The following is a 19,077-nucleotide window of genomic DNA, read 5'->3' on the forward strand; positions in this document are numbered from 1 at the left end:
TTGCTAATTTTTCTTAAAAAAAAAGTTTTTTCCCCCTTGAATTAATACAAAACTAGACTTATTTGCTTAATAAATCAAAAAAACCTTACGTTATTGCACAAAATTCAGTATGATCAGCAACTTAGGTTAATCATTTAGAAATTATTTGTTATGACTTTGCGTGTTGCAATTAACGGCTTTGGCAGAATTGGTCGAAACTTTATGCGTTGTTGGCTTAGTAGAGGGGCTTACACCAATATTGAAGTGGTTGGAATTAACGTTACCTCTGATCCCAAGACTAATGCTCATCTATTAAAATACGACTCAGTCCTTGGTCAACTTGATGGTGTTGATATTCAGTATACCGATGATACTTTTGTAATTAATAACAAAACAATTAAGTGTTTCTCTGATAGAAATCCATTGAATCTCCCATGGAAGGACTGGGGTGTTGATTTGGTTATTGAATCTACTGGAGTTTTTAATACTGATGTAGGTGCGAGTAAGCACTTAGAGGTAGGAGCAAAAAAAGTTATCTTAACTGCTCCTGGTAAAGGCGATGGAGTTGGTACTTATGTGGTAGGAGTTAATGCCGATACATATACACACAAAGATTATGATATTTTAAGTAATGCCAGCTGTACAACCAACTGTCTAGCGCCAGTAGTTAAAGTTTTAGACCAAACTTTTGGTATTAACAAAGGTTTGATGACTACAATTCATAGTTATACAGGGGATCAAAGGATTTTAGATAATAGTCATAGAGATTTAAGAAGAGCTAGAGCCGCTGCTACAAATATTGTTCCTACTTCTACAGGTGCTGCAAAAGCAGTAGCACTAGTATACCCAGAAATGAAAGGCAAATTAACAGGAATTGCAATGAGAGTTCCAACTCCTAACGTTTCAGCAGTAGATTTCGTTTTTGAATCTTCTAAATCTGTCACAACCGAAGAAGTTAACAATGCTCTGAAGGAAGCATCTTTAGGCTCAATGAAAGGCATTATTAAGTATGGAGATGAACCATTAGTGTCTAGCGATTATGCAGGTACTAATGAATCATCAATCGTAGATAGTGACCTAACTATGTGTATTGGTGATAACCTTGTTAAGGTTCTTGCTTGGTATGATAACGAGTGGGGTTATAGCCAAAGGGTTGTAGATTTAGCAGAGATTGTTGCTAAAAATTGGGAATAATTAAAAGTGCTTGAAAGGTGTGTTCATCAATAATTGATTTTTATTTTTATCTTTAAAATCTATTGATGCTTCACCAGTAGTGAAATAACCGATCTCGTAAATATTTTTATCAAGTTTAGATAAATTTTCTGCCCATTTTTTGGGCAATGAGAAAACTAATTCATAATCTTCTCCTCCAAAAAAATAGTATTCGTCCCATTTATCTCCCTTAGGCCAATCCTTATCTTTAGGTATTTTTTCATAGTTTATGATCGCTTTGCAGTTGCTAGCTATTGCTAAATCTTGTAAGGCTTGAAATAGGCCATCACTGCTATCAGTACATCCTATTCTCCTTATATTTTTATTGGAGCGAGTTTTGAGGAGATTATTTAGAAAATTAGGGTAAACTCTAGGGCGACAAAAATGTTCAATAGACTTAATGATTAATCTTTCATTAAGAGAAAATTCATTATCGAAATTAATTTTATTTTGTATCAAAAATCCCAGCTTGCTAAGACCATGAATTCCTGTAGTTAAGATTATATCTCCTGGGTTACATGCGTTTCTTCTTAATTCAAGCTCACCTTGAATTCCAAAGGCCGTAATTGAAATGATTTTTTCGTTCCCCTTTGAGCAATCTCCTCCTAGAATCAATCCGCCATATTCTTTTAATGCTTTATTTATTCCTTTGTATACTTCTTCAACCCAAATCCACTCAGTTTTAACAGGTAGAACTAGGCTTATTGTAATACCAATAGTTTTCTTGCTTCCACTAGATAATAAGTCAGAGATGTTGCTTACAACTGCTTTCCACCCAAGGTCTTGAGGACAAATACTAGTGTCATTGAAATGAACATTTTCCACTAAAGAATCAGTATTAACAAGTAAATTTTCATTTTTAGTTTTGATTAAAGCGCAATCATCTGAAACTTGATTTTTAGGCATAAATTTTCCTAGCCTATTTATCAATTCTTTTTCTCCTATATCTTCTAATATTTCTTTATGCATTTATTTTGAGGTTTTCAATCCCTTCTAAAACATCAATCGAAATTATTGTGTCATCTTTAGTAAGCTCTTCTAATACATCAAATCCATCTACAACGTAACCAAAGGCAGCATTCCTCCCGTCAATTAAATTGCGACCCGCTGGATTTAATTCTGCTTCATATAAAAAGAAGAAAAATTGCGATGACCCATCATCAACTGCGGCATTCGAATGGGACCATCCTAAAGTTCCAAGTGTTGCAAAAGGTAATGTTGGCGTCTCTGTGTAAAGACCTAAATCTTCAAAAGTTTGATTGTAAAAAGTATCTTGTTCATCAGGAATTCTTATTTCTAAGGGAACGTGACGTTCTTCGTTTGTTTCAGGATCTATGTAACCAATATCATCACCAATTGGATCACCTGTTTGCAGTACAAAAAATTCTTCTGCTCTGTTAATGGGTAAATCTTTGTAGAAGTTTTTTGAAGATAAATCTATAAATGCTCCTGCTGTAAGAGGAGCGTTAAATCCATCAACAATTGCTTGCATATCTCCTTTGGAGGTTTTTATATTGACTTTTGCTCTGCCCAGTAATCTTGGTAAATTATCAAATTCATGGGGAATAGAGTATGGAAATTCTTTTGGTAGAAAATATTCTTCTAATCCACCTATTTTATCTAAAGCATTTCTTCGAGTAGCTATAAACGAGTATTTATCCTTTGATTTAGAGTAATCTTGAAGGCTATCAAAATTTTCTTTGAGTTCTAAAAATGTTTTTTCAGCAATCTTCTTTTTATCTTTTGGTAATTCTTGAATAATTTTACTTTGGTATTTTTTTAGCAAAGATTGACATTTTGTAACAGTTTTCGTAAGAGCGGGCCATCTTCCTCCTCTTACAAAGTCACTAGTTTCTTCCAATTTGTGTTGAATTTCTTGTAACTCAACTTGCTTTATAGGGAGTGCGTTTCTGAGGATTGCATTAGGGTCTTTTACTGCATTTCCAGTAGGTAAATCAGCTAATACTTGAATAGGTTTTAAAAGAAAAACCTGTAAAATTACAATCGATAGAATTAAGAAAAGTTTGTTCTGATTTGATAAGAATTTTTGCATAGAACTCTTGCAGGTTTATGATCCTGGGGGGATGTAATACAGGAATGATTTCCAGTAACGATTTTCGCACAGGTACTACCATCGAATTGGATGGACAAGTTTGGCGTGTTGTAGAATTTCTACATGTTAAGCCTGGTAAGGGTTCTGCTTTCGTACGAACAAAATTAAAATCAGTTCAAAGCGGCAACGTTGTTGAAAAAACTTTTCGAGCCGGAGAATCAGTACAGCAGGCTATCCTTGAGAAGTCTAACCTGCAGCATACTTATGTGGAGTCTGGTGATTATGTTTTTATGGATATGACAAGTTTTGAAGAGACAAGACTCACCTCTGAACAAATCGGTAAAGGCGCAAAGTATTTGAAAGAGGGAATGGAGGTTAATGTAATTTTCCATAATGGTAAAGTTTTAGAAGTAGAACTTCCAATATCTATTACTTTGAAAGTTACAGAGACTGATCCAGGAGTTAAAGGTGACACTGCTAGTGGGGGCACGAAACCAGCTATTCTAGAAACAGGTGCTCAAGTTATGGTTCCTTTATTTATTTCTGTGGGAGAAATGATTAAAGTTGATACTCGAAATGACACTTATCTTGGACGTGAAAATTAATGGCTATGAAATTAGATCATGATGACTTAGATCGCTTAATAGAGAAAATCTCTAAAAGTGATATACAAGAGTTCTCGCTAGAGGGAGAAGATTTTAAGCTCGAAATAAAAAGGAATGTATTTGATCAGAATCAAGTTATTAATAATTTAGTTTCTAATACTTCATTTGATAAGCAGACAATTGCTAATCAAAAAACTATTAATGATAATATCCCAGTTGTTAATGAGCCTGAAGCGCCTCAGGTGGCACCCCCAGGACGTTCTGACCTAACTGAAATTACTTCTCCTATGGTTGGTACATTTTATAGGGCTGCAGCGCCTGGTGAGGAGCCATTTGTTGAAGTAGGGAATAACGTTAAGGTTGGTCAAACTATTTGTATTTTGGAAGCAATGAAGTTAATGAATGAAATTGAATCTGAATTTAACGCTGAAATAGTAGAGATTCTCGTTGAAAATGGGACACCAGTTGAATTTGGTCAAGTTTTAATGCGTGTTAAGCAATCTTGAATTGTTAGTCATTTCTATAGCAGCTTTTATAGCTTCAATCATGCTTTGAGATTGAGCAATGCCTTTGCCAGCAATATCAAATCCCGTTCCATGATCCGGAGATGTTCTTATAAAAGGTAAACCGATTGTTGTATTAACAGAGTAATTAAGAGCTATCACTTTCATTGGTATTAAACCTTGATCATGATACATAGCAAGAATGCCATCGTGCTGATCAGCATCTTTTTCATTCCATGCTTTTACGGAAGAATTCCAGCAACTATCTGGTGACAAAGGTCCTAATAATTTAATATCTCTATTCTTTTCATTCCATGCAATCAATGCATCATTGAGCCAATCTTTTTCTTCACTACCCAAAATCCCCTCCTCGCCAGCATGAGGGTTTAATCCCGCTATTTTTAACTTGGGTTTATCAATATAGCTACTACAAAAATCTTTGAAAAGGTCTAATTTAGAATGGATCAAATTTGTAGTTAATTGCTTGGGAACCTCACAAAGAGGTATGTGAGTTGTAGCGAGAAGGGTATTGAATCTCCAACCTGTGATTGGTGATTTTGCTGTGAATAACATTCCAACATTTTTAATTCCACACGATTTTGCTAAAACTTCAGTTTGTCCAGAGAAGTGATGACCTGCTATTGACCATGATTTCTTGCAGATTGGTCCAGTTACAAGTGCTGAATTACGATTTTGTTTTACAATTTCAATAGCTTTTGTTAAGTAATAGAAACTTGAATCACCGTAACTTGATTTAGGGTTATTATTTGATGAAGCAATTTCGAGATCATAAATTTTTAGAGAATTTGGATTAGCTAGTTTTTCTAAACCAAGAGACTTGAGGTGATTATATGTATTTAATAGATTTTTTTTAGAACCTACCAATGTAAAGTCAATATTGTTAGGTATTTCATTAGAACAAAGTGCTTTTAAGATTATTTCGGGTCCAATACCTGACTCATCTCCGACGCTTATGACGACCTTCAATTCTTTATTTGTATTCTGAAAGTTCATAAAGAGTTTTTGATTTTATTTTTTTTTAACTATTTAAATAGCAATTTTTTAAGCCTATTTTATAGTTTTTATAAATTAGTTTATATCCAAGTGTTTCGCATAAAAGTTTATTCGAAACTCTTCTATTTTCCATCCAAAAAGATTGAGCGATAGGTGATAATTCCTCTTTTGCATCCTCAAATAAAATTGGCTTTGGCATTGTTAAACCAATTAAATCGTAGCAATACTGCATAACTTCTATTTGAGAACAGGGTTCATCATCTGCAATATTAATAATTTGGTAAAACTTTAAAGAATTTTTATTTTGTAAAAGATAGATAATTGCATTTGTTATGTCAGCAACATGGACTCTTGAGAATACCTGATTTTTTTTCGATATAACACGAATTTTTTTATTTTTTATTGCTTCAAAAGTGGATCTTCCGGGTCCATAAATACCAGGTAACCTAAAAATTTGTACAGGTAATCCAGATTCAATCCATTTTTTTTCACAATTTAATCTATTATGACTTCTTTTTTGAATAGGTTCAGGCTGATCTATCTCAGAAACCCAACCACCTTTTGTGTTCCCATATACTCCTGTGGTAGATAAATATCCAATCCATTCAAGGGGTAAATCTTGTAGTTTACTTTGAAGGCTTTCTAATACAGGATCCTTACCATTTTTGTCAGGAGGTATGCAACTAAGTATATGAGTGACTCCATCAAAAATTTTTGCATCAGGAACTACACAGGTTTCACTATTGAAAACAAAACTATTAGGATCTCTGCTTGTAGATCTTGAGCTTGTTAAAACAGTGCAACCGAGTTTTTTAATAGTTTTTGCAAAAAAACTACCGCTAAAACCACATCCTAAGATTAAAAATTTATTTTTATTTCCAAGTAAACTTGCAGGCTTCTTCATGCTGGGTTAAGGTAGTACATATGTATTAATTGATGATGAAGACAGCTTTTAAGCCAAATTTAAAAACAAAAACATTCTTTGTTAGCAAAAGTTATCCCCGTCTTAAAGAAAAAGAAGTTAGTTTAGTTAGTTTTAAATTCTACCAAAAATTATTTGTCTTTCTAATTGCTTTTTCGACAATTTTAATATTCCCAGAATCCCCAAAAGAATTGGAAAATATATGTGAGAGTTATAATACTAGAACAATATGTAATGTTTGGTAGTCAAGCTGCTTTATATTCTGATTCGTCTTTTTTGTAATTATTATTTTTTAGCTTAAAATTAGGATTAGCCCATTGCAGTAATCTAATAGCTAATCTTAAATCTCCTTCTAACCAAGCTCTTATAGCCATCGCTCTACGAGGGTCATAAAATTTTTGCCTTCTATACCAATACAAAGCATTTTCATCTGATTTATCCCCATTACAGGAAAGACATGCAGGCACGCAGTTTTCTGTTGTACTTAGGCCTCCTTGGCATCGTGGTATTACATGGTCAATAGATTCAGATGGTTTTCCGCAATATATGCAACTTTTTCCTGTAAACCTATGAATAGATTTTCGCCATTGTCTAAATCTGAACTTAGGACATAAGTCCTCTAAAAACACCGCATCATTAATATGCATTCAGAATATTTAGTTAAATAAATAATGGCTTGAATATATTAAAAGTCAATAATTATTGATGCTTTTTAGCCTAAATTTGCCATTAAAAATATTTTTTCGTGTGTTTAGATACAAAATAGTATTTAGTAAATTTCGAAAAATTATTATCTTTCAAAAAACTTGATTAATAACTATATCTATCAAGTGTTTCATCAGTAAATTCTTCAGAAATTTCTTTATTAGTTTCTTCTAATTCTTTTTCTAATTTTTTTCTTTTGTCTTCTCTATTCTTTGCTTCTGTTGCTTTTCTTTTTTCTTCTTTTTCTAAATCTCGTATTAGTTTTCTATTTGGATGAAGATTATCTAAATATTCAACGCAATAACTAAATTTTTCTCTTTCTCTTATAACTGTTTCCGTAATTTGCGCTGCTGCATTTTTAGGTGAAACTTTGAATAATCCTCCCTTTTGTTTTTTTATATATGTATAAGCTGCATCCCAGCTACTTTCATGGTCATTTCCGGCATCTCTCATAGCACAAAAAATTTCTGCCCCAAATGAACTTGCATTTACTTTTGGAGTAATAAGGGTTAGAGAAGTGAAAATTCCCAACGCTAAAAATATTAATTTTTTATTCTTAAATCTTTGCATAAGCCATTAATCTTCTATTTTAAAATATCTTTTTTTGTGAATATGTCTATAGAAATTTAAGATTTAATTACTCCAAATATATTCAAGCATTTCACAACTAAAGGAAGAATTAAAAGAACTGTAATCAATCTAACTGCGTGTAGAGTAGCTACTGCGGCCCCCACGCCGTATTCAGACCCCACAAGACTCATTCCGCTAATTCCTCCTGGTGCAGCGCCTAGAATTGTTGTTATCACATCTATATTAAGTAATCTGCTAGTCCATAATCCAATTGCTAAGCCTGTAAAAACTAAAGTAAAAGTTATTAATATTGCTGGTCTCCATAAATTTTGAATCTCAACCAATGCATCTTTAGTTAATGATGTTCCAATGACTGTTCCAATTCCGATTTCCAAAATTGTTCTTGTGCCAATTGGCCACTCTGCTATGTCGACTTTGCCACTGATGCTAAGTATGCTTGCGCCTATTAAAGCACCTGCAAGAGGAGCAGCAGGAATTCCGGTTTTTAAAGCTAAAGCTCCAAAAATACAACCAGCAATTAGGTAATAAATTAAATTTATGTTAATCATAAATTTTAAGGATGTTTGATCATAATATTAGAAAAAATTTTTTTTGTTTAAGTTTATAGTCAAATAATATTTTTGCTTTCTTCTCGTAATGTCCCCCTTTTGTTGGCATAATATTAACTAAAGCATGAATTTTTATGTCTTCACAAATTTCATATAAAAAACGTATAAAGAAAAAATTATCTTTTTTTGAGGGTGGCCACCAGCTTGAAAAATTAGAGTTTGCTCTTGCAATAGCTCAAACTAATGGTGATGAAAAAAAATCAATCGTTCTTAGGAAAAAGATTGTTGAGCTAGGCGGAAATGTTGAAGAGCCAGGCACTTAACTTAATTTCCCTCAAGATATTTGGACACCACAACTAATGCCTCACCAGCTTGTTGTGCTGTAATTTTACCGAGTTCGAGAAGCGTATTACTTATAGCAGAAACTACCGTAATAATATCTCTGTCATTTACATAACCTAAATGTCCGACTCTAAATATTTTTCCCTTCAAATGGTCTTGTCCACCAGCAAGTAAAATATCAAAATTATTCTTTATTGTTTTTCGAAATTCTTCAGCATCCATTCCCTCTGTTTTTATTGCAGTAATTGAAGGGCTTAAATATTTTTCATCAGCAAATAATTTTAGATTTAAAGCCTTTGCAGCATGGCTCATTGCTAATTTATGTTTATTGTGTCTCAGGAAAATATTATCTAGGCCTTCTTCTCTCATCATTTTTAAAGCTTCATCTAAAGCAAAAACCAAATTAACTGCTGGAGTATATGGATTACTGTTACTTAAAAGACTTTTTCTGTAGGATTGCAAATCTAAATAAAATTTTGGTAAGTTAGATTTTTCTGCAGCTCCCCATGCTTTTTGGCTCATTGCTATAAAACTAAGCCCCGGAGGGATCATATATCCCTTTTGTGAGCCTGAAGCAACGATATCTAATTCCCATTCATCTACTGGTACATTGCAAGCTCCAAGACTTGTAACGCAGTCAACAATCGATAAAGCTGTGTTGTGTTTGCGAATATATGAACTGATGGTTTCTAGATCATTAATTACACCTGTTGATGTTTCAGAATGAGTCAAAATAACCGCTTTTATTTCTTTTTGTTTATCTTCTTCTAATACCTTTTTGAATTCTTCAGGATTAAGTGGAGTACCCCATTCGGAATCAATTTTTATTACTTCTAGACCAAATTCTTTAGCAACTTTGACCCATCTTTCTCCAAATTTTCCATTTTCTCCACAAATTACTTTATCTCCTTTACTTAAGGTATTAATTATTCCAGCCTCCATTGCGGCAGTTCCACTACCAGTAATTGTTAGAACATCATTTTCAGTTTGATGCAGCCACTGTAAATTTTTAGTAGTACTTTCTACAAGATCTTGGAACTCTTTACTGCGATGACCTATTGGATGCTTACTTAATGCTTGTAAAACTTTTTCTGGAACTGGTGTGGGTCCAGGAATCATCAATGATAATTTTTTTTGTATGGCCACTTTTTGTTAAATAGGTCATTCTTAGATTAGTTCTCATTATATATTTTTCAATTACTTGATTTGAAAAAAGGATTTTCTTTACCTTTGTGGGTTGCTGGAGCTGCTAGGTCAGCATTAAAAAAACTAGTAGGGTTGCCATACGAGAATTATGAACTAATAAAAATTCCTAATGAAAAAAAAGAAATAAAAATTGAGATTCATTCTGTTGGTTTACTTAAAGATGACTCGCATGCATTAGGAATTTCCTTTGCAAAGTCTGGCTTAGATCTTGACATTACGCAAAATTTAGAAATATGGACAATAGTCTCTTTAGAAAAAATTTCTTTTAATGACCGTGTTCAAAGAATTCCAATAAATATTATTGCCGGATATGGTGTAGGAATAAAAGAGGATACATCAGAGATATGTATTTCTGATTTTGCAAAAGAGGTTTTATATGAAAATTTATTAGATTGTATTCCTGAGAGCTTTAATTTGAAATTAGAAATTATTTTTCCAAACGGGAAATTTTTAGCTGAAAGAACTAGTAATGAGTCATTTGGTATCGTTAATGGATTGTCTATTATTGGTACTTCTGCTGAGACTTATTCGAGTGCTTCACCTGATCAATTAGAAGAGGCTAAAACTAAGCTAGCCAACTTAATTCAAAATGGTTTTAAAGGAAAAGTTGTTTTCGTTATTGGAGAAAATGGTTTTAATTTGGCAAAAACTCATAATGTTAATTTGCCAATTATCAAAATTGGAAATTGGATAGGACCATTATTAGTTGATGCTGCAATAAAAAAAGTTAAAACTGTAATTCTTTTTGGTTATCACGGAAAGTTAATCAAATTAGCAGGTGGTATTTTTCATACACATAATCATTTAGCTGATTCAAGAATTGAGATTCTTGTTTATTTAGCCGTTCAAGAAAAGGTACCAACTGAAATAATAGAAGAATTATCTCAGTTAAATAATCTTGAGGATGCATTATTAATTCTTGAAAAATTTAATCAATCTTTAGCTGAAAGATTATTCAAGAATTTATCAAATAAGATTGAAAAGCGTTCTTTTGCTTATGTAAATAGGTATGTAAAAACTAATATGGAAATCGCATCAATCATTTTTGATAGAAAAAGGAAAATAAGGTGGTCTGGAATTCACGGTAATAAGTATATTTCTTATTTTCAATGAGATGAATTTGTAATTCATTATGCTTTTCTAAATAAATTGAGCTAATTTTTATACATGAGTCAAACATCTTTAAAAAAAGAACGAGATCCTTCAATTTTAATTTTAGATTTCGGATCTCAATATTCTGAATTGATTGCAAGAAGAATTAGAGAAACTAATGTTTTTTCTCTTGTAGTGAGCAATTGCATTTCAATTGAGGAAATAAATAATATTAATCCTAAAGGGATCATTTTGAGTGGAGGTCCAAATTCTGTATATGAACAAAATGCTCCAAAGTGTGATGAAAAAATTTTTAATTTAGGAATTCCTATTCTTGGCATATGCTATGGAATGCAATTAATGGTAAAGGAACTCGGAGGATCTGTTATTTCAGCAACTAAAAAAGCTGAATATGGTAGAGCACCAATAATTATAGATCAAGAATCTGAACTCCTTTTTGATGTAGAAGATAAATCAATTATGTGGATGAGTCATGGCGATTCTATTAATTCTCTGCCTGATGGATTTAGTAAAATTGCTCATACTGAGAATACTCTCCATGCAGCAATTTCAAATGATGTAAAGAAATTATTCGGTGTACAATTTCATCCTGAAGTTATTCATTCTGAGTTTGGGATTACTGTAATTAAAAATTTTGTTTATAAAATTTCTTGTTGTCCAGCTGATTGGACAACAGAAACCTATATAGAGGAAACTATTCCCAGAATAAGAGAGCAAGTTGGCAATAAAAAAGTTTTGCTCGCCTTATCTGGAGGAGTTGATTCTTCAACTCTTGCTTTTCTTCTAAATAAAGCAATTGGAAATCAGCTTACATGCATGTTTATAGACCAAGGTTTTATGAGAAAAGGTGAACCAGAATTTTTAATGAATTTTTTTGATAAGAAATTTCAAATAAAAGTTGAGTATATTAATGCAAGGAAAAGGTTTATTGCCAAATTAAAAGGGATTACTGATCCAGAACAAAAAAGGAAAATTATAGGTGAAGAATTTATTAGAGTATTCGAAGAAGAAAGTAATAGATTGGGACCATTTCAGTATTTAGCCCAAGGTACTCTCTATCCTGATGTTATTGAAAGTGCTGGTACTAATATTGATCCTAAGACTGGTGAAAGAATAGCTGTAAAAATAAAGAGTCATCATAACGTGGGTGGATTGCCAAAAGATTTACAATTTAAATTAGTCGAGCCTTTGAGAAAACTTTTTAAGGATGAAGTCCGAAAAGTGGGCGCTGCTTTAGGTTTGCCGGATCAAATCATAAAAAGGCATCCATTTCCAGGCCCTGGATTGGCTATAAGAATTTTGGGAGAAGTAAATAATGAAAAACTTGATTGTTTAAGGGATGCAGATTGGATAGTAAGAGACGAAATTAAAAAAGCTGGTCTTTACAATGATATTTGGCAAGCTTTTGCAGTATTGTTGCCTGTAAAGACTGTAGGCGTTATGGGCGATAAAAGGACTTATGCATGGCCAATAGTTTTACGTTGTGTATCTAGTGAAGATGGTATGACAGCCGATTGGTCAAAAATTCCTTTTCAGATTTTAGAGAGGATTGCAAATAGAATCGTAAATGAAGTAATTTCAGTTAATAGAGTTGTTTATGATATTACAAGTAAACCTCCTGGAACTATTGAGTGGGAATAGTAAATAGGGTTAAAGTCCAGTTATAGACACAAAAAAGAGGTTTCCCTCAGGTTTCCCTCAGAAATAGTGTATCCTGTTCGCAATGGTTTTCAGCATAGAGGTTTCCCTCAGGTTTCCCTCAGAAATAGTGTATCCTGTTCGCAATGGTTTTCAGCATAGAGGTTTCCCTCAGGTTTCCCTCAGACTAAAAATCTTGTCTCTATAGAGAAATCGTAGAGTTTTAAATTTCTCTACACCTAAAAGGATGTAAATACTGGATAAAAAGAAGAGAACTTTGTGAAGGTTGTTGTCTTAAAGTTGCATAAAAATATGGATGGAGAGAATTACAAAAAGATCAATTTAGTTCTTTTGTTAAAAGTAAAGATATCGCCATGGGGAATGGTTTTTATGAAGAAAAAATTGAAGTATGGATAGATAAGAATGAAGTGATTGATAAAATTTAATCTCAAAGTTAATGCATACTTTTCTCTGGAATTTTTAATCGCTAAGATAAAAAAAAATCCTTATTTTGTGAAAAGTGAAATAGATAATCAAATTCTTATTGCTTTTTACAATAAGAGAGTTTCTAGAGCAACAAATGAAGAGCAGGTCATCCAACTATGTAATGCATTGCTTGAAAAATTATTTAGTGATAGAGGATTTGATTCTTTTGAGCATGCAGTCTCTGCTGAAAGATCTGTTTTAAGAAAAAAAATTTCAGGTATCATTTCAAAAGGAAATGCTGACTGTTTGGGAGATAATCTTATTATTGAATATAAATATGATTTAAATAATAATAAACAAAAAGAAATAGCAGAAGAACAACTTTTAGAAAATATCGAATTTTTGAAAAGAGAAGGAGATAATGCTAAATACCTTTTAATAGCAACTGACGGTTTAAGGTGGATTAATTATGCTTATTTAAAAGATGAAAAAATAAAATTGAGAAAAGTTGAGGAAGTTGAATTTAATGGAAAAAATATTGATGATTTTATTTTTTATTTAAAAGGAATTGCCTTTCGAAGAAAAAATAAAGTTGTACCTACAAAAAAAAGAGTCGCTGCTGATTTAGGTTTAAAATCTCTTACATATTTGCATTCTTTAAATCTTTTAGAGAAATCATTTGAAAAAGGTAAAAATGAAAAAAAAGTTATCCAAACAAAATTTGATCTGTGGAAAAAACAAATTAGTATCGCATATGGGAGTGATCAAAGCGATAATAATTTATTTCTAAGGCACACTTACTTAACACTAGTTTCATATATATTTTCTGCAATCGTAATTGAATCAACCTATTCAATAAAAGATAATTTATTTGAAATACTTACTGGGGAATGGTTTAGAAAACATTACGTTAGAAATCTAGTTGAATCTGATTACTTTACATGGATTATAGATCTCTATTCAGAGAGAAACATAAAGGAAATCCTCTCAGAAATCACAAATATTTTGGAGACTTACGATACTGAAAATGTACCTGAAGATTTCCTTAAAGAACTTTATCAACAACTTGTAGATCCTCAAACAAGACATGATCTTGGAGAATTTTATACTCCGGAATGGTTAGCAGATGCAATTACAGAAAACTGTTTAAAAGAAGTCAATTTTGAGAATGAACTTCCCAAAATACTTGATCCTTCATGCGGTAGTGGAACATTCTTAAGATCTTCTGCTAAGTACATATTAGAAAAAGCAAATAAAAGGAAATATTCAATTCCAAAATTAATTGATTCAGTAGTGGGTATAGATATCCATCCCCTTGCAGTAATAACTGCTAAAACAAATCTTTTCATAACATGGAGAAAAAAGATAAAGGAATATGCTCAACCTATAAGTCTTCCAGTTTATTTAGCAAACACCCTTACTCATACCGTAAGTAATGCAGAGGATGCTCCTTTGATCAGAATGATGGAAGGAGATAGCAATAGATGGGAAATTGAATTGTTAGGAAATAATTTCTCATTTTCTGAAACATTGTTAGCAAGGCAGGGTTTTTTTAATAAAGTAATTGATGAAATAGAAGAAATATGTAACGAATTAGTCAAGAAATACAGTACTGAGAATAAAAATAACTTATCTAATGATGTAAAAAGTGTACTTAGTAATTACAAAGAAATTGAAAGAAAAGATAATGAGGAACTTCTTAAATATTCAAATTTTCTTCTTGAACAAAAATTTAAAAAGAATGACTCAGTTTACAGTTTTGTTTTAAGGAACCAAAGCATGCCAAAGGTTTTAGAAAATGAATTTGATTTTCTAATTGGTAATCCTCCTTGGTTAACAATAAAGGATATAAATAATTTGAAATATAAGGAACAAATTTTAAATCTCAATGAAAAATATGATTGTATGTCAAGGAATAGAGGCGAACAGTCAAGCACTGAAATTGCTGCTTTATTTATCCCTCTTGCAGCGAGATATTTTTTAAAAAATAAAAAATTTAGTGATAATAAATCTTACAAAAATATTGGATTTGTTTTACCAAGATCATTCATGACAGCAAAACAACATTCTCAACTCAGAAACGCGAATTATCATCCACATTTTTATTGTGCTGAAATATGGGATCTAAACGATGTTGATAATCTTTTTAATGTTCCTTCATGTGTGCTTTTTTTTAATCCACTTAACCCTTTAAAAGTAAACAATAAATTTATTACTTCTCCAGAAGCATTAAAAGCAGAAATTAATGGGAGAGTGTTTTCTGGAGATGGAGGAAATTTAATAATGTCAAAAAATGCAGAAGAAAAAATTGATTTCAAAGATTCAGTTTTTCATTATTTGAATATAAAAGACAAGATTTCTGCATATGTTGACATCAAAAATATTTCACAAGATTTTAAAAATTACCTAAAAAAAATAAATTATTTCAAAAAACAATTATCTGATGATTTTCAACAAGGTGGAATTTTCTATCCTCAACCATTGATGATTGTAGATATAGTTGAAAAATTAAGGCATCCCATAACAAGAATAAGAACAAATACAGATGCAAGAAAAAAAACAAAAAAAGAAAGTCTAAGGAATTTTAATTTAGATCAATTAGTGGATACTAAATCATTATTTTTAACTGCTGCAGGTGAACATATATACCCTTTTAGTTTAAAAGAAGATTCTCTGTGGCATGTTGTGCTCCCAGTGATACAACTACCTTCTGGAAATCTTTCTTTAAAATCATCGCAAGACTTAAGGAAAGAAGGATTGACTGAAACAGCAAAATACTGGTCTAAAGTTGAAGATGAATGGAATAAGTTAAAAAATAATAATGAGGAAGAACTTTTTAAAAGAATAGACTTTAATTCTAACTTAACTAATCAAAATCTACAGAAAAGATATCTCCTATTAGCAAATGCTAGTGGTTCTAGGCAATATGTTTCTTTTACTGATACTGAAACTTTACCTTTACCATTTATCGCAAGAGATAAAACATATCAATGGCGGACAAATGATAAAAATGAAGCGGGATATTATTTGGGAATTTTAAATTCGGACTTTATCAACTCTATAGTAGATCCATTTATTAATTTAGGATTGCTTGGTAAGCGTGATATAGGAACAAGAATGTTTTCTCTTCCTATTCCACCATATGATCAATCTCAAGTTCTTCAAACAGAAATCAGTACAAAGGCATTAAATCTATATTCCAAATCAAACAAATTGATTAGGGAATGTAATGACCAAAAAAGTTTAATTGCAAAAGATGTTGGAATTTTGCGCCGACAAATTAGAAATGCATTGCATAGAGAATCTGATGAATTAAATAATTTGATTATTCTGTACTTTAATTCTCATTGATGAAAATGTTTTTGGGATAATTTACGAACTTTTAAAATCATTTTTCTTGTATCTCAATGAGGTAACCATGCCTCATCAATCTTAAATTAGCATGCAATTTATTTTTTTGATTATTTCATCTTCAAAGAGTCTTATCTAACCACTCTAATCTACTTTTTTTAAGCATCATTTCACAATACTCATAATGAGGACCATATTTATTCCAAGTGCATTCGGTTTGATAATAAGTCTTAAACGCAGTTTGACTTCTCTTTAATTGGCAAGCATGTGATTCAAATCCTTCTTTATCGCAATCACCTCTAGAGGATATCTGCTTTTGAATTAAAGAATCAATTTTTTTTGATGCTTTTGTTGAGCATTCCCATACTAATGCATTATTCATTTTTTTAGGCAAAGCATCATCTAAACATTTTGAATAGAAATCATATTTGCCATATTCTTTTTTATCCTTTGTTTCAGAATTAACGGGACATAAAAAACTTAAAAATAAGATACCAAATAAAAGTTTTTTCATTAATCCCATCCATAAGGAAAGAATTTTCTGCACCCACCTGAATTAACAAAAAATCCTTCTGTCGCATCAATAATAGTTTTCATCTCTTTTGATAATTGCTGTCTTCCATACTGACCTTGCTCAGTAAAAGGAATCGAATAATAATAACCTTGGGCAAGTGATGGCATTAATGCTCTTAATTTGCCAGACTTCCTATCCTCTTTTGAAGTTGCTCTTCCTAATTGATTGCCTACAAAATTAATAAAAGGTCCTGTTCTTATCTCCTTTGTATTTTTTGTTCTTTCCTGATAGGTTTTTTCTTCCTTTAATAATTCAGGCGAATATGATCTTGCGGTGTAATACTGACCACCATATCCATTCCAAATACCTACATAGAAACCTAAAGAAGGTTGATTTTTATAATTTAGAGTTCCTATACCGCCACCTGAACCAGTATATTTCAAAGTTATCGTCACATCTGGTTCTACTTCACTTGTAAGAGTGCAAAGTGAATCTGCCTTAACTGATGAAATAAAACCGAATGAAAAGAATAAAAATAAAAAGTGTTTCATCTATATCTACCGTCACGATATTTTAATTTGGTAGTCTCTTCGCAAATATCAACATCTATCCATTCCATATTTGCAGTATGAGTTGGCATGTCTTCTTTTGCGGCAACTGTATATTTACATTCTCCTTTTTCCTTATAAACCCAATACCAAGGATACTTATAAAATTTATTGTCCTTAATTTTATCGGACAGTATCTTCCAATATTTGTCATTAACTAATTTAATTGCTGCTCTTTCTCCTTCAGTACATTCACCTTGCGATTCTGGGCAGGTATATTTGTGCCTTTTATATTGTTCTGAATTAGCAGAAGTATTAAAACCAAATATTAATAATAAAAGAATTAATTTTTTCAACGAATTTTTATTGTTAAATCAATTTTAAGGAATCTGTCAATTCGTTTCTAAAATGCTTTAAAAATAAAATAAGAGGGCATTTGTTTGCCCTCTTCGAGTCGTATGCACCTCGCTGTCCACAAAGTCGATGAAGTGCTTTTGACTCCTGAATTATTTCTACTCCTACTGAACCGAAAAAGATAGTCGTGACAACCACAAAGCACTTTTACTCGGGTAATAATACTCTATGAATTTCAGGTTAATAGGAGGACAATATAGATATAGATCTAGGAGGTCTTATGAAACTATTCAATCAATTTAACATTCTTCCAAGATACTTAACTGCGTTTAATTATGCAGGTTTAAATCTTAACGATACGCCAAAAGAACTTGAGAAATGTGCCCCTGAGTTTCAAAACTTTTGGGATAAAGAATGTAGGGAACATCCAACAAATCAAAATTGTCTAATTTACTGTGACTGAGTAATAATTTTTAAGTTTTTATTCAATAAACTCTTCTTAAAAAGAGGTTTCCCTCAGGTTTCCCTCAGGAAAATGTGTGTTATTATGGGTTCAAACATGTTGGTATCACTACGTTTATGACTGCCCTTTTTCTCGGTACTATAGAGTGGGAGTGATCGATAGGGTATAAACCCAGTTATAGTCTAAAAAAGTTGGTTACACGTGGGTTACACGTGAGAATTCTGTTAACCTATTTGCAATGGATCTCAACAGCGAGGTTACACGTGGGTTACACGTGAGGGTAAAATCTCATCTCTATAGAGAAATCGTATAAAAATAAATTTCTCTACACTTTCCACATTTTTATGGTTTTATTTTCTGAGTAATGGCAAAAGAAATTCCTCAAATTACACGCTATTACGACACTGTACCTCCTTATTGCCATGTGTTTAAAATTTCGGAAAGGAAATATGAAAGCGATACCGACAAGGATCATGATATTTCATATTCGAATGACCATTTTGAGTTAGAGAGTTCTAACCCTGCCGATACTGTTAAAGTGGCAACTTTTTTGAGAGAGAAGCAATACAAACCAAATGAAAATATTAAAAAAGATTTTTACTACGTTTGTGAATTTACATGGCAACCATATAGAAAGATTAAAGAATATAAGAATAGTGAAGATATTACATATGAAGGTGATGAGACTAAAGAAACAAGTCATTTGCTTTTCTGGATTTTTTGGGATGACGATTTTAGTTGTTGGCAGAGATCTCCCGCATTTGCTTGTAGGTATGCATCTTCACATCATGAGGCAGGAGATTGGATGATGAAAGAAATAACTGCTGCAGGGAGTGAAGCACATGATTCTGATTACTTCAAAAATGGAAAACTAGAAATATTAATTTGAATATTTCTCACCTACTTCAACTTTTCTTTTAAGTATTTTTTTTATTTGATATCAGAACTAAAATAAGAGTCATGAAACATTCTTTTTTTTTAGTTTAATTT

At 31.9% G+C, this 19,077-nt stretch carries 21 protein-coding genes; 10 read left to right on the plus strand and 11 right to left on the minus strand.

The window, feature by feature from the left end; all coding sequences use genetic code 11:
- The first annotated feature begins 150 nt into the window (after positions 1 to 150).
- Positions 151 to 1,173, plus strand: coding sequence for a type I glyceraldehyde-3-phosphate dehydrogenase (gene gap, locus EW14_RS00115; RefSeq protein ID WP_042849500.1), 1,023 nt, complete (start codon positions 151 to 153; stop codon positions 1,171 to 1,173).
- On the opposite strand, the gene thiL is transcribed toward gap, so the two are convergent.
- Both thiL and EW14_RS00125 read right to left on the minus strand, forming a co-directional pair.
- A complete protein-coding gene (thiL, locus tag EW14_RS00120) occupies positions 1,174 to 2,160 on the minus strand; it encodes a thiamine-phosphate kinase (protein WP_042849501.1) in 987 nt (328 codons plus the stop codon).
- Positions 2,153 to 3,244: a peptidylprolyl isomerase gene (locus EW14_RS00125; protein ID WP_042849502.1), complete on the minus strand. Its 1,092-nt coding sequence runs from the start codon at positions 3,242 to 3,244 to the stop codon at positions 2,153 to 2,155. Before EW14_RS00125 ends, thiL begins: the two co-directional genes overlap by 8 nt.
- A 44-nt stretch (positions 3,245 to 3,288) precedes the next feature.
- On the opposite strand from EW14_RS00125, the gene efp reads away from it, so the two are divergent.
- Together efp and accB are read left to right on the plus strand one after the other, a co-directional pair.
- On the plus strand, positions 3,289 to 3,849 hold the full coding sequence (efp, locus tag EW14_RS00130) for an elongation factor P (protein ID WP_025923778.1): 561 nt from the start codon (positions 3,289 to 3,291) through the stop codon (positions 3,847 to 3,849).
- Entirely contained in the window at positions 3,849 to 4,355 is a 507-nt protein-coding gene (accB, locus tag EW14_RS00135; protein ID WP_042849503.1) for an acetyl-CoA carboxylase biotin carboxyl carrier protein, read from the plus strand. The genes efp and accB overlap by 1 nt, the downstream gene beginning before the upstream one ends.
- Here accB and pdxA read toward each other — a convergent pair.
- The 5 genes from pdxA to EW14_RS00165 all read right to left on the minus strand — a co-directional run bounded on the left by pdxA (position 4,332) and on the right by EW14_RS00165 (position 8,132).
- Complete coding sequence (gene pdxA / locus EW14_RS00140) at positions 4,332 to 5,366, minus strand: 4-hydroxythreonine-4-phosphate dehydrogenase PdxA (protein WP_042849505.1); 1,035 nt, start codon at positions 5,364 to 5,366, stop codon at positions 4,332 to 4,334. The genes accB and pdxA overlap by 24 nt on opposite strands.
- A 25-nt stretch (positions 5,367 to 5,391) precedes the next feature.
- Entirely contained in the window at positions 5,392 to 6,270 is an 879-nt protein-coding gene (locus EW14_RS00145; protein WP_042849506.1) for an oxidoreductase, read from the minus strand.
- Between the two features lie 263 nt (positions 6,271 to 6,533).
- Positions 6,534 to 6,935 (minus strand): HNH endonuclease, encoded by a 402-nt coding sequence (locus EW14_RS00155; protein WP_042849508.1) that lies wholly within the window; start codon positions 6,933 to 6,935, stop codon positions 6,534 to 6,536.
- 163 nt (positions 6,936 to 7,098) lie between these two features.
- On the minus strand, positions 7,099 to 7,563 hold the full coding sequence (locus EW14_RS00160; RefSeq protein ID WP_042849510.1) for a DUF6554 family protein: 465 nt from the start codon (positions 7,561 to 7,563) through the stop codon (positions 7,099 to 7,101).
- Positions 7,564 to 7,619: 56 nt separating this feature from the next.
- Positions 7,620 to 8,132 (minus strand): AbrB family transcriptional regulator, encoded by a 513-nt coding sequence (locus EW14_RS00165; RefSeq protein WP_042849511.1) that lies wholly within the window; start codon positions 8,130 to 8,132, stop codon positions 7,620 to 7,622.
- A 134-nt stretch (positions 8,133 to 8,266) separates the two neighbouring features.
- Here EW14_RS00165 and EW14_RS00170 point away from each other — a divergent pair, with 134 nt between their 5' ends.
- Positions 8,267 to 8,455, plus strand: coding sequence for a hypothetical protein (locus EW14_RS00170; protein ID WP_042849512.1), 189 nt, complete (start codon positions 8,267 to 8,269; stop codon positions 8,453 to 8,455).
- 1 nt (position 8,456) lies between these two features.
- On the opposite strand, the gene EW14_RS00175 is transcribed toward EW14_RS00170, so the two are convergent.
- Positions 8,457 to 9,593 carry an alanine--glyoxylate aminotransferase family protein gene (locus tag EW14_RS00175; RefSeq protein WP_042851263.1) on the minus strand — a complete coding sequence of 379 codons (1,137 nt, stop codon included), beginning with the start codon at positions 9,591 to 9,593 and terminating at the stop codon, positions 8,457 to 8,459.
- An 87-nt stretch (positions 9,594 to 9,680) separates the two neighbouring features.
- Here EW14_RS00175 and cbiD point away from each other — a divergent pair, with 87 nt between their 5' ends.
- The 4 genes from cbiD to EW14_RS00190 all read left to right on the plus strand — a co-directional run bounded on the left by cbiD (position 9,681) and on the right by EW14_RS00190 (position 16,208).
- Positions 9,681 to 10,793, plus strand: coding sequence for a cobalt-precorrin-5B (C(1))-methyltransferase CbiD (gene cbiD / locus EW14_RS00180; RefSeq protein WP_042849513.1), 1,113 nt, complete (start codon positions 9,681 to 9,683; stop codon positions 10,791 to 10,793).
- 54 nt (positions 10,794 to 10,847) lie between these two features.
- The gene (gene guaA / locus EW14_RS00185; RefSeq protein ID WP_042849514.1) at positions 10,848 to 12,434 is read left to right on the plus strand and encodes a glutamine-hydrolyzing GMP synthase; all 1,587 of its coding nucleotides are present in this window, start codon (positions 10,848 to 10,850) and stop codon (positions 12,432 to 12,434) included.
- 276 nt (positions 12,435 to 12,710) lie between these two features.
- Positions 12,711 to 12,848, plus strand: coding sequence for a hypothetical protein (locus EW14_RS09975; RefSeq protein WP_156095647.1), 138 nt, complete (start codon positions 12,711 to 12,713; stop codon positions 12,846 to 12,848).
- A gap of 96 nt (positions 12,849 to 12,944) precedes the next feature.
- Entirely contained in the window at positions 12,945 to 16,208 is a 3,264-nt protein-coding gene (locus EW14_RS00190; protein ID WP_197049593.1) for an N-6 DNA methylase, read from the plus strand.
- Between the two features lie 121 nt (positions 16,209 to 16,329).
- On the opposite strand, the gene EW14_RS00195 is transcribed toward EW14_RS00190, so the two are convergent.
- Genes EW14_RS00195 through EW14_RS00205 form a run of 3 tightly spaced genes read right to left on the minus strand, consistent with a single transcriptional unit; the run spans position 16,330 to position 17,626 of the window.
- Positions 16,330 to 16,722, minus strand: coding sequence for a hypothetical protein (locus EW14_RS00195; protein WP_156095648.1), 393 nt, complete (start codon positions 16,720 to 16,722; stop codon positions 16,330 to 16,332).
- On the minus strand, positions 16,722 to 17,273 hold the full coding sequence (locus EW14_RS00200; protein ID WP_042849517.1) for a hypothetical protein: 552 nt from the start codon (positions 17,271 to 17,273) through the stop codon (positions 16,722 to 16,724). Before EW14_RS00200 ends, EW14_RS00195 begins: the two co-directional genes overlap by 1 nt.
- Entirely contained in the window at positions 17,270 to 17,626 is a 357-nt protein-coding gene (locus EW14_RS00205; RefSeq protein WP_042849518.1) for a hypothetical protein, read from the minus strand. Before EW14_RS00205 ends, EW14_RS00200 begins: the two co-directional genes overlap by 4 nt.
- A gap of 278 nt (positions 17,627 to 17,904) precedes the next feature.
- On the opposite strand from EW14_RS00205, the gene EW14_RS00210 reads away from it, so the two are divergent.
- Both EW14_RS00210 and EW14_RS00215 read left to right on the plus strand, forming a co-directional pair.
- A complete protein-coding gene (locus tag EW14_RS00210; protein ID WP_042849519.1) occupies positions 17,905 to 18,087 on the plus strand; it encodes a hypothetical protein in 183 nt (60 codons plus the stop codon).
- 364 nt (positions 18,088 to 18,451) lie between these two features.
- Positions 18,452 to 18,976 (plus strand): hypothetical protein, encoded by a 525-nt coding sequence (locus tag EW14_RS00215; RefSeq protein ID WP_042849520.1) that lies wholly within the window; start codon positions 18,452 to 18,454, stop codon positions 18,974 to 18,976.
- Positions 18,977 to 19,077 lie beyond the last annotated feature (101 nt).

This window comes from Prochlorococcus sp. MIT 0604, assembly GCF_000757845.1.
In the GTDB taxonomy this organism is placed as follows: domain Bacteria; phylum Cyanobacteriota; class Cyanobacteriia; order PCC-6307; family Cyanobiaceae; genus Prochlorococcus_A.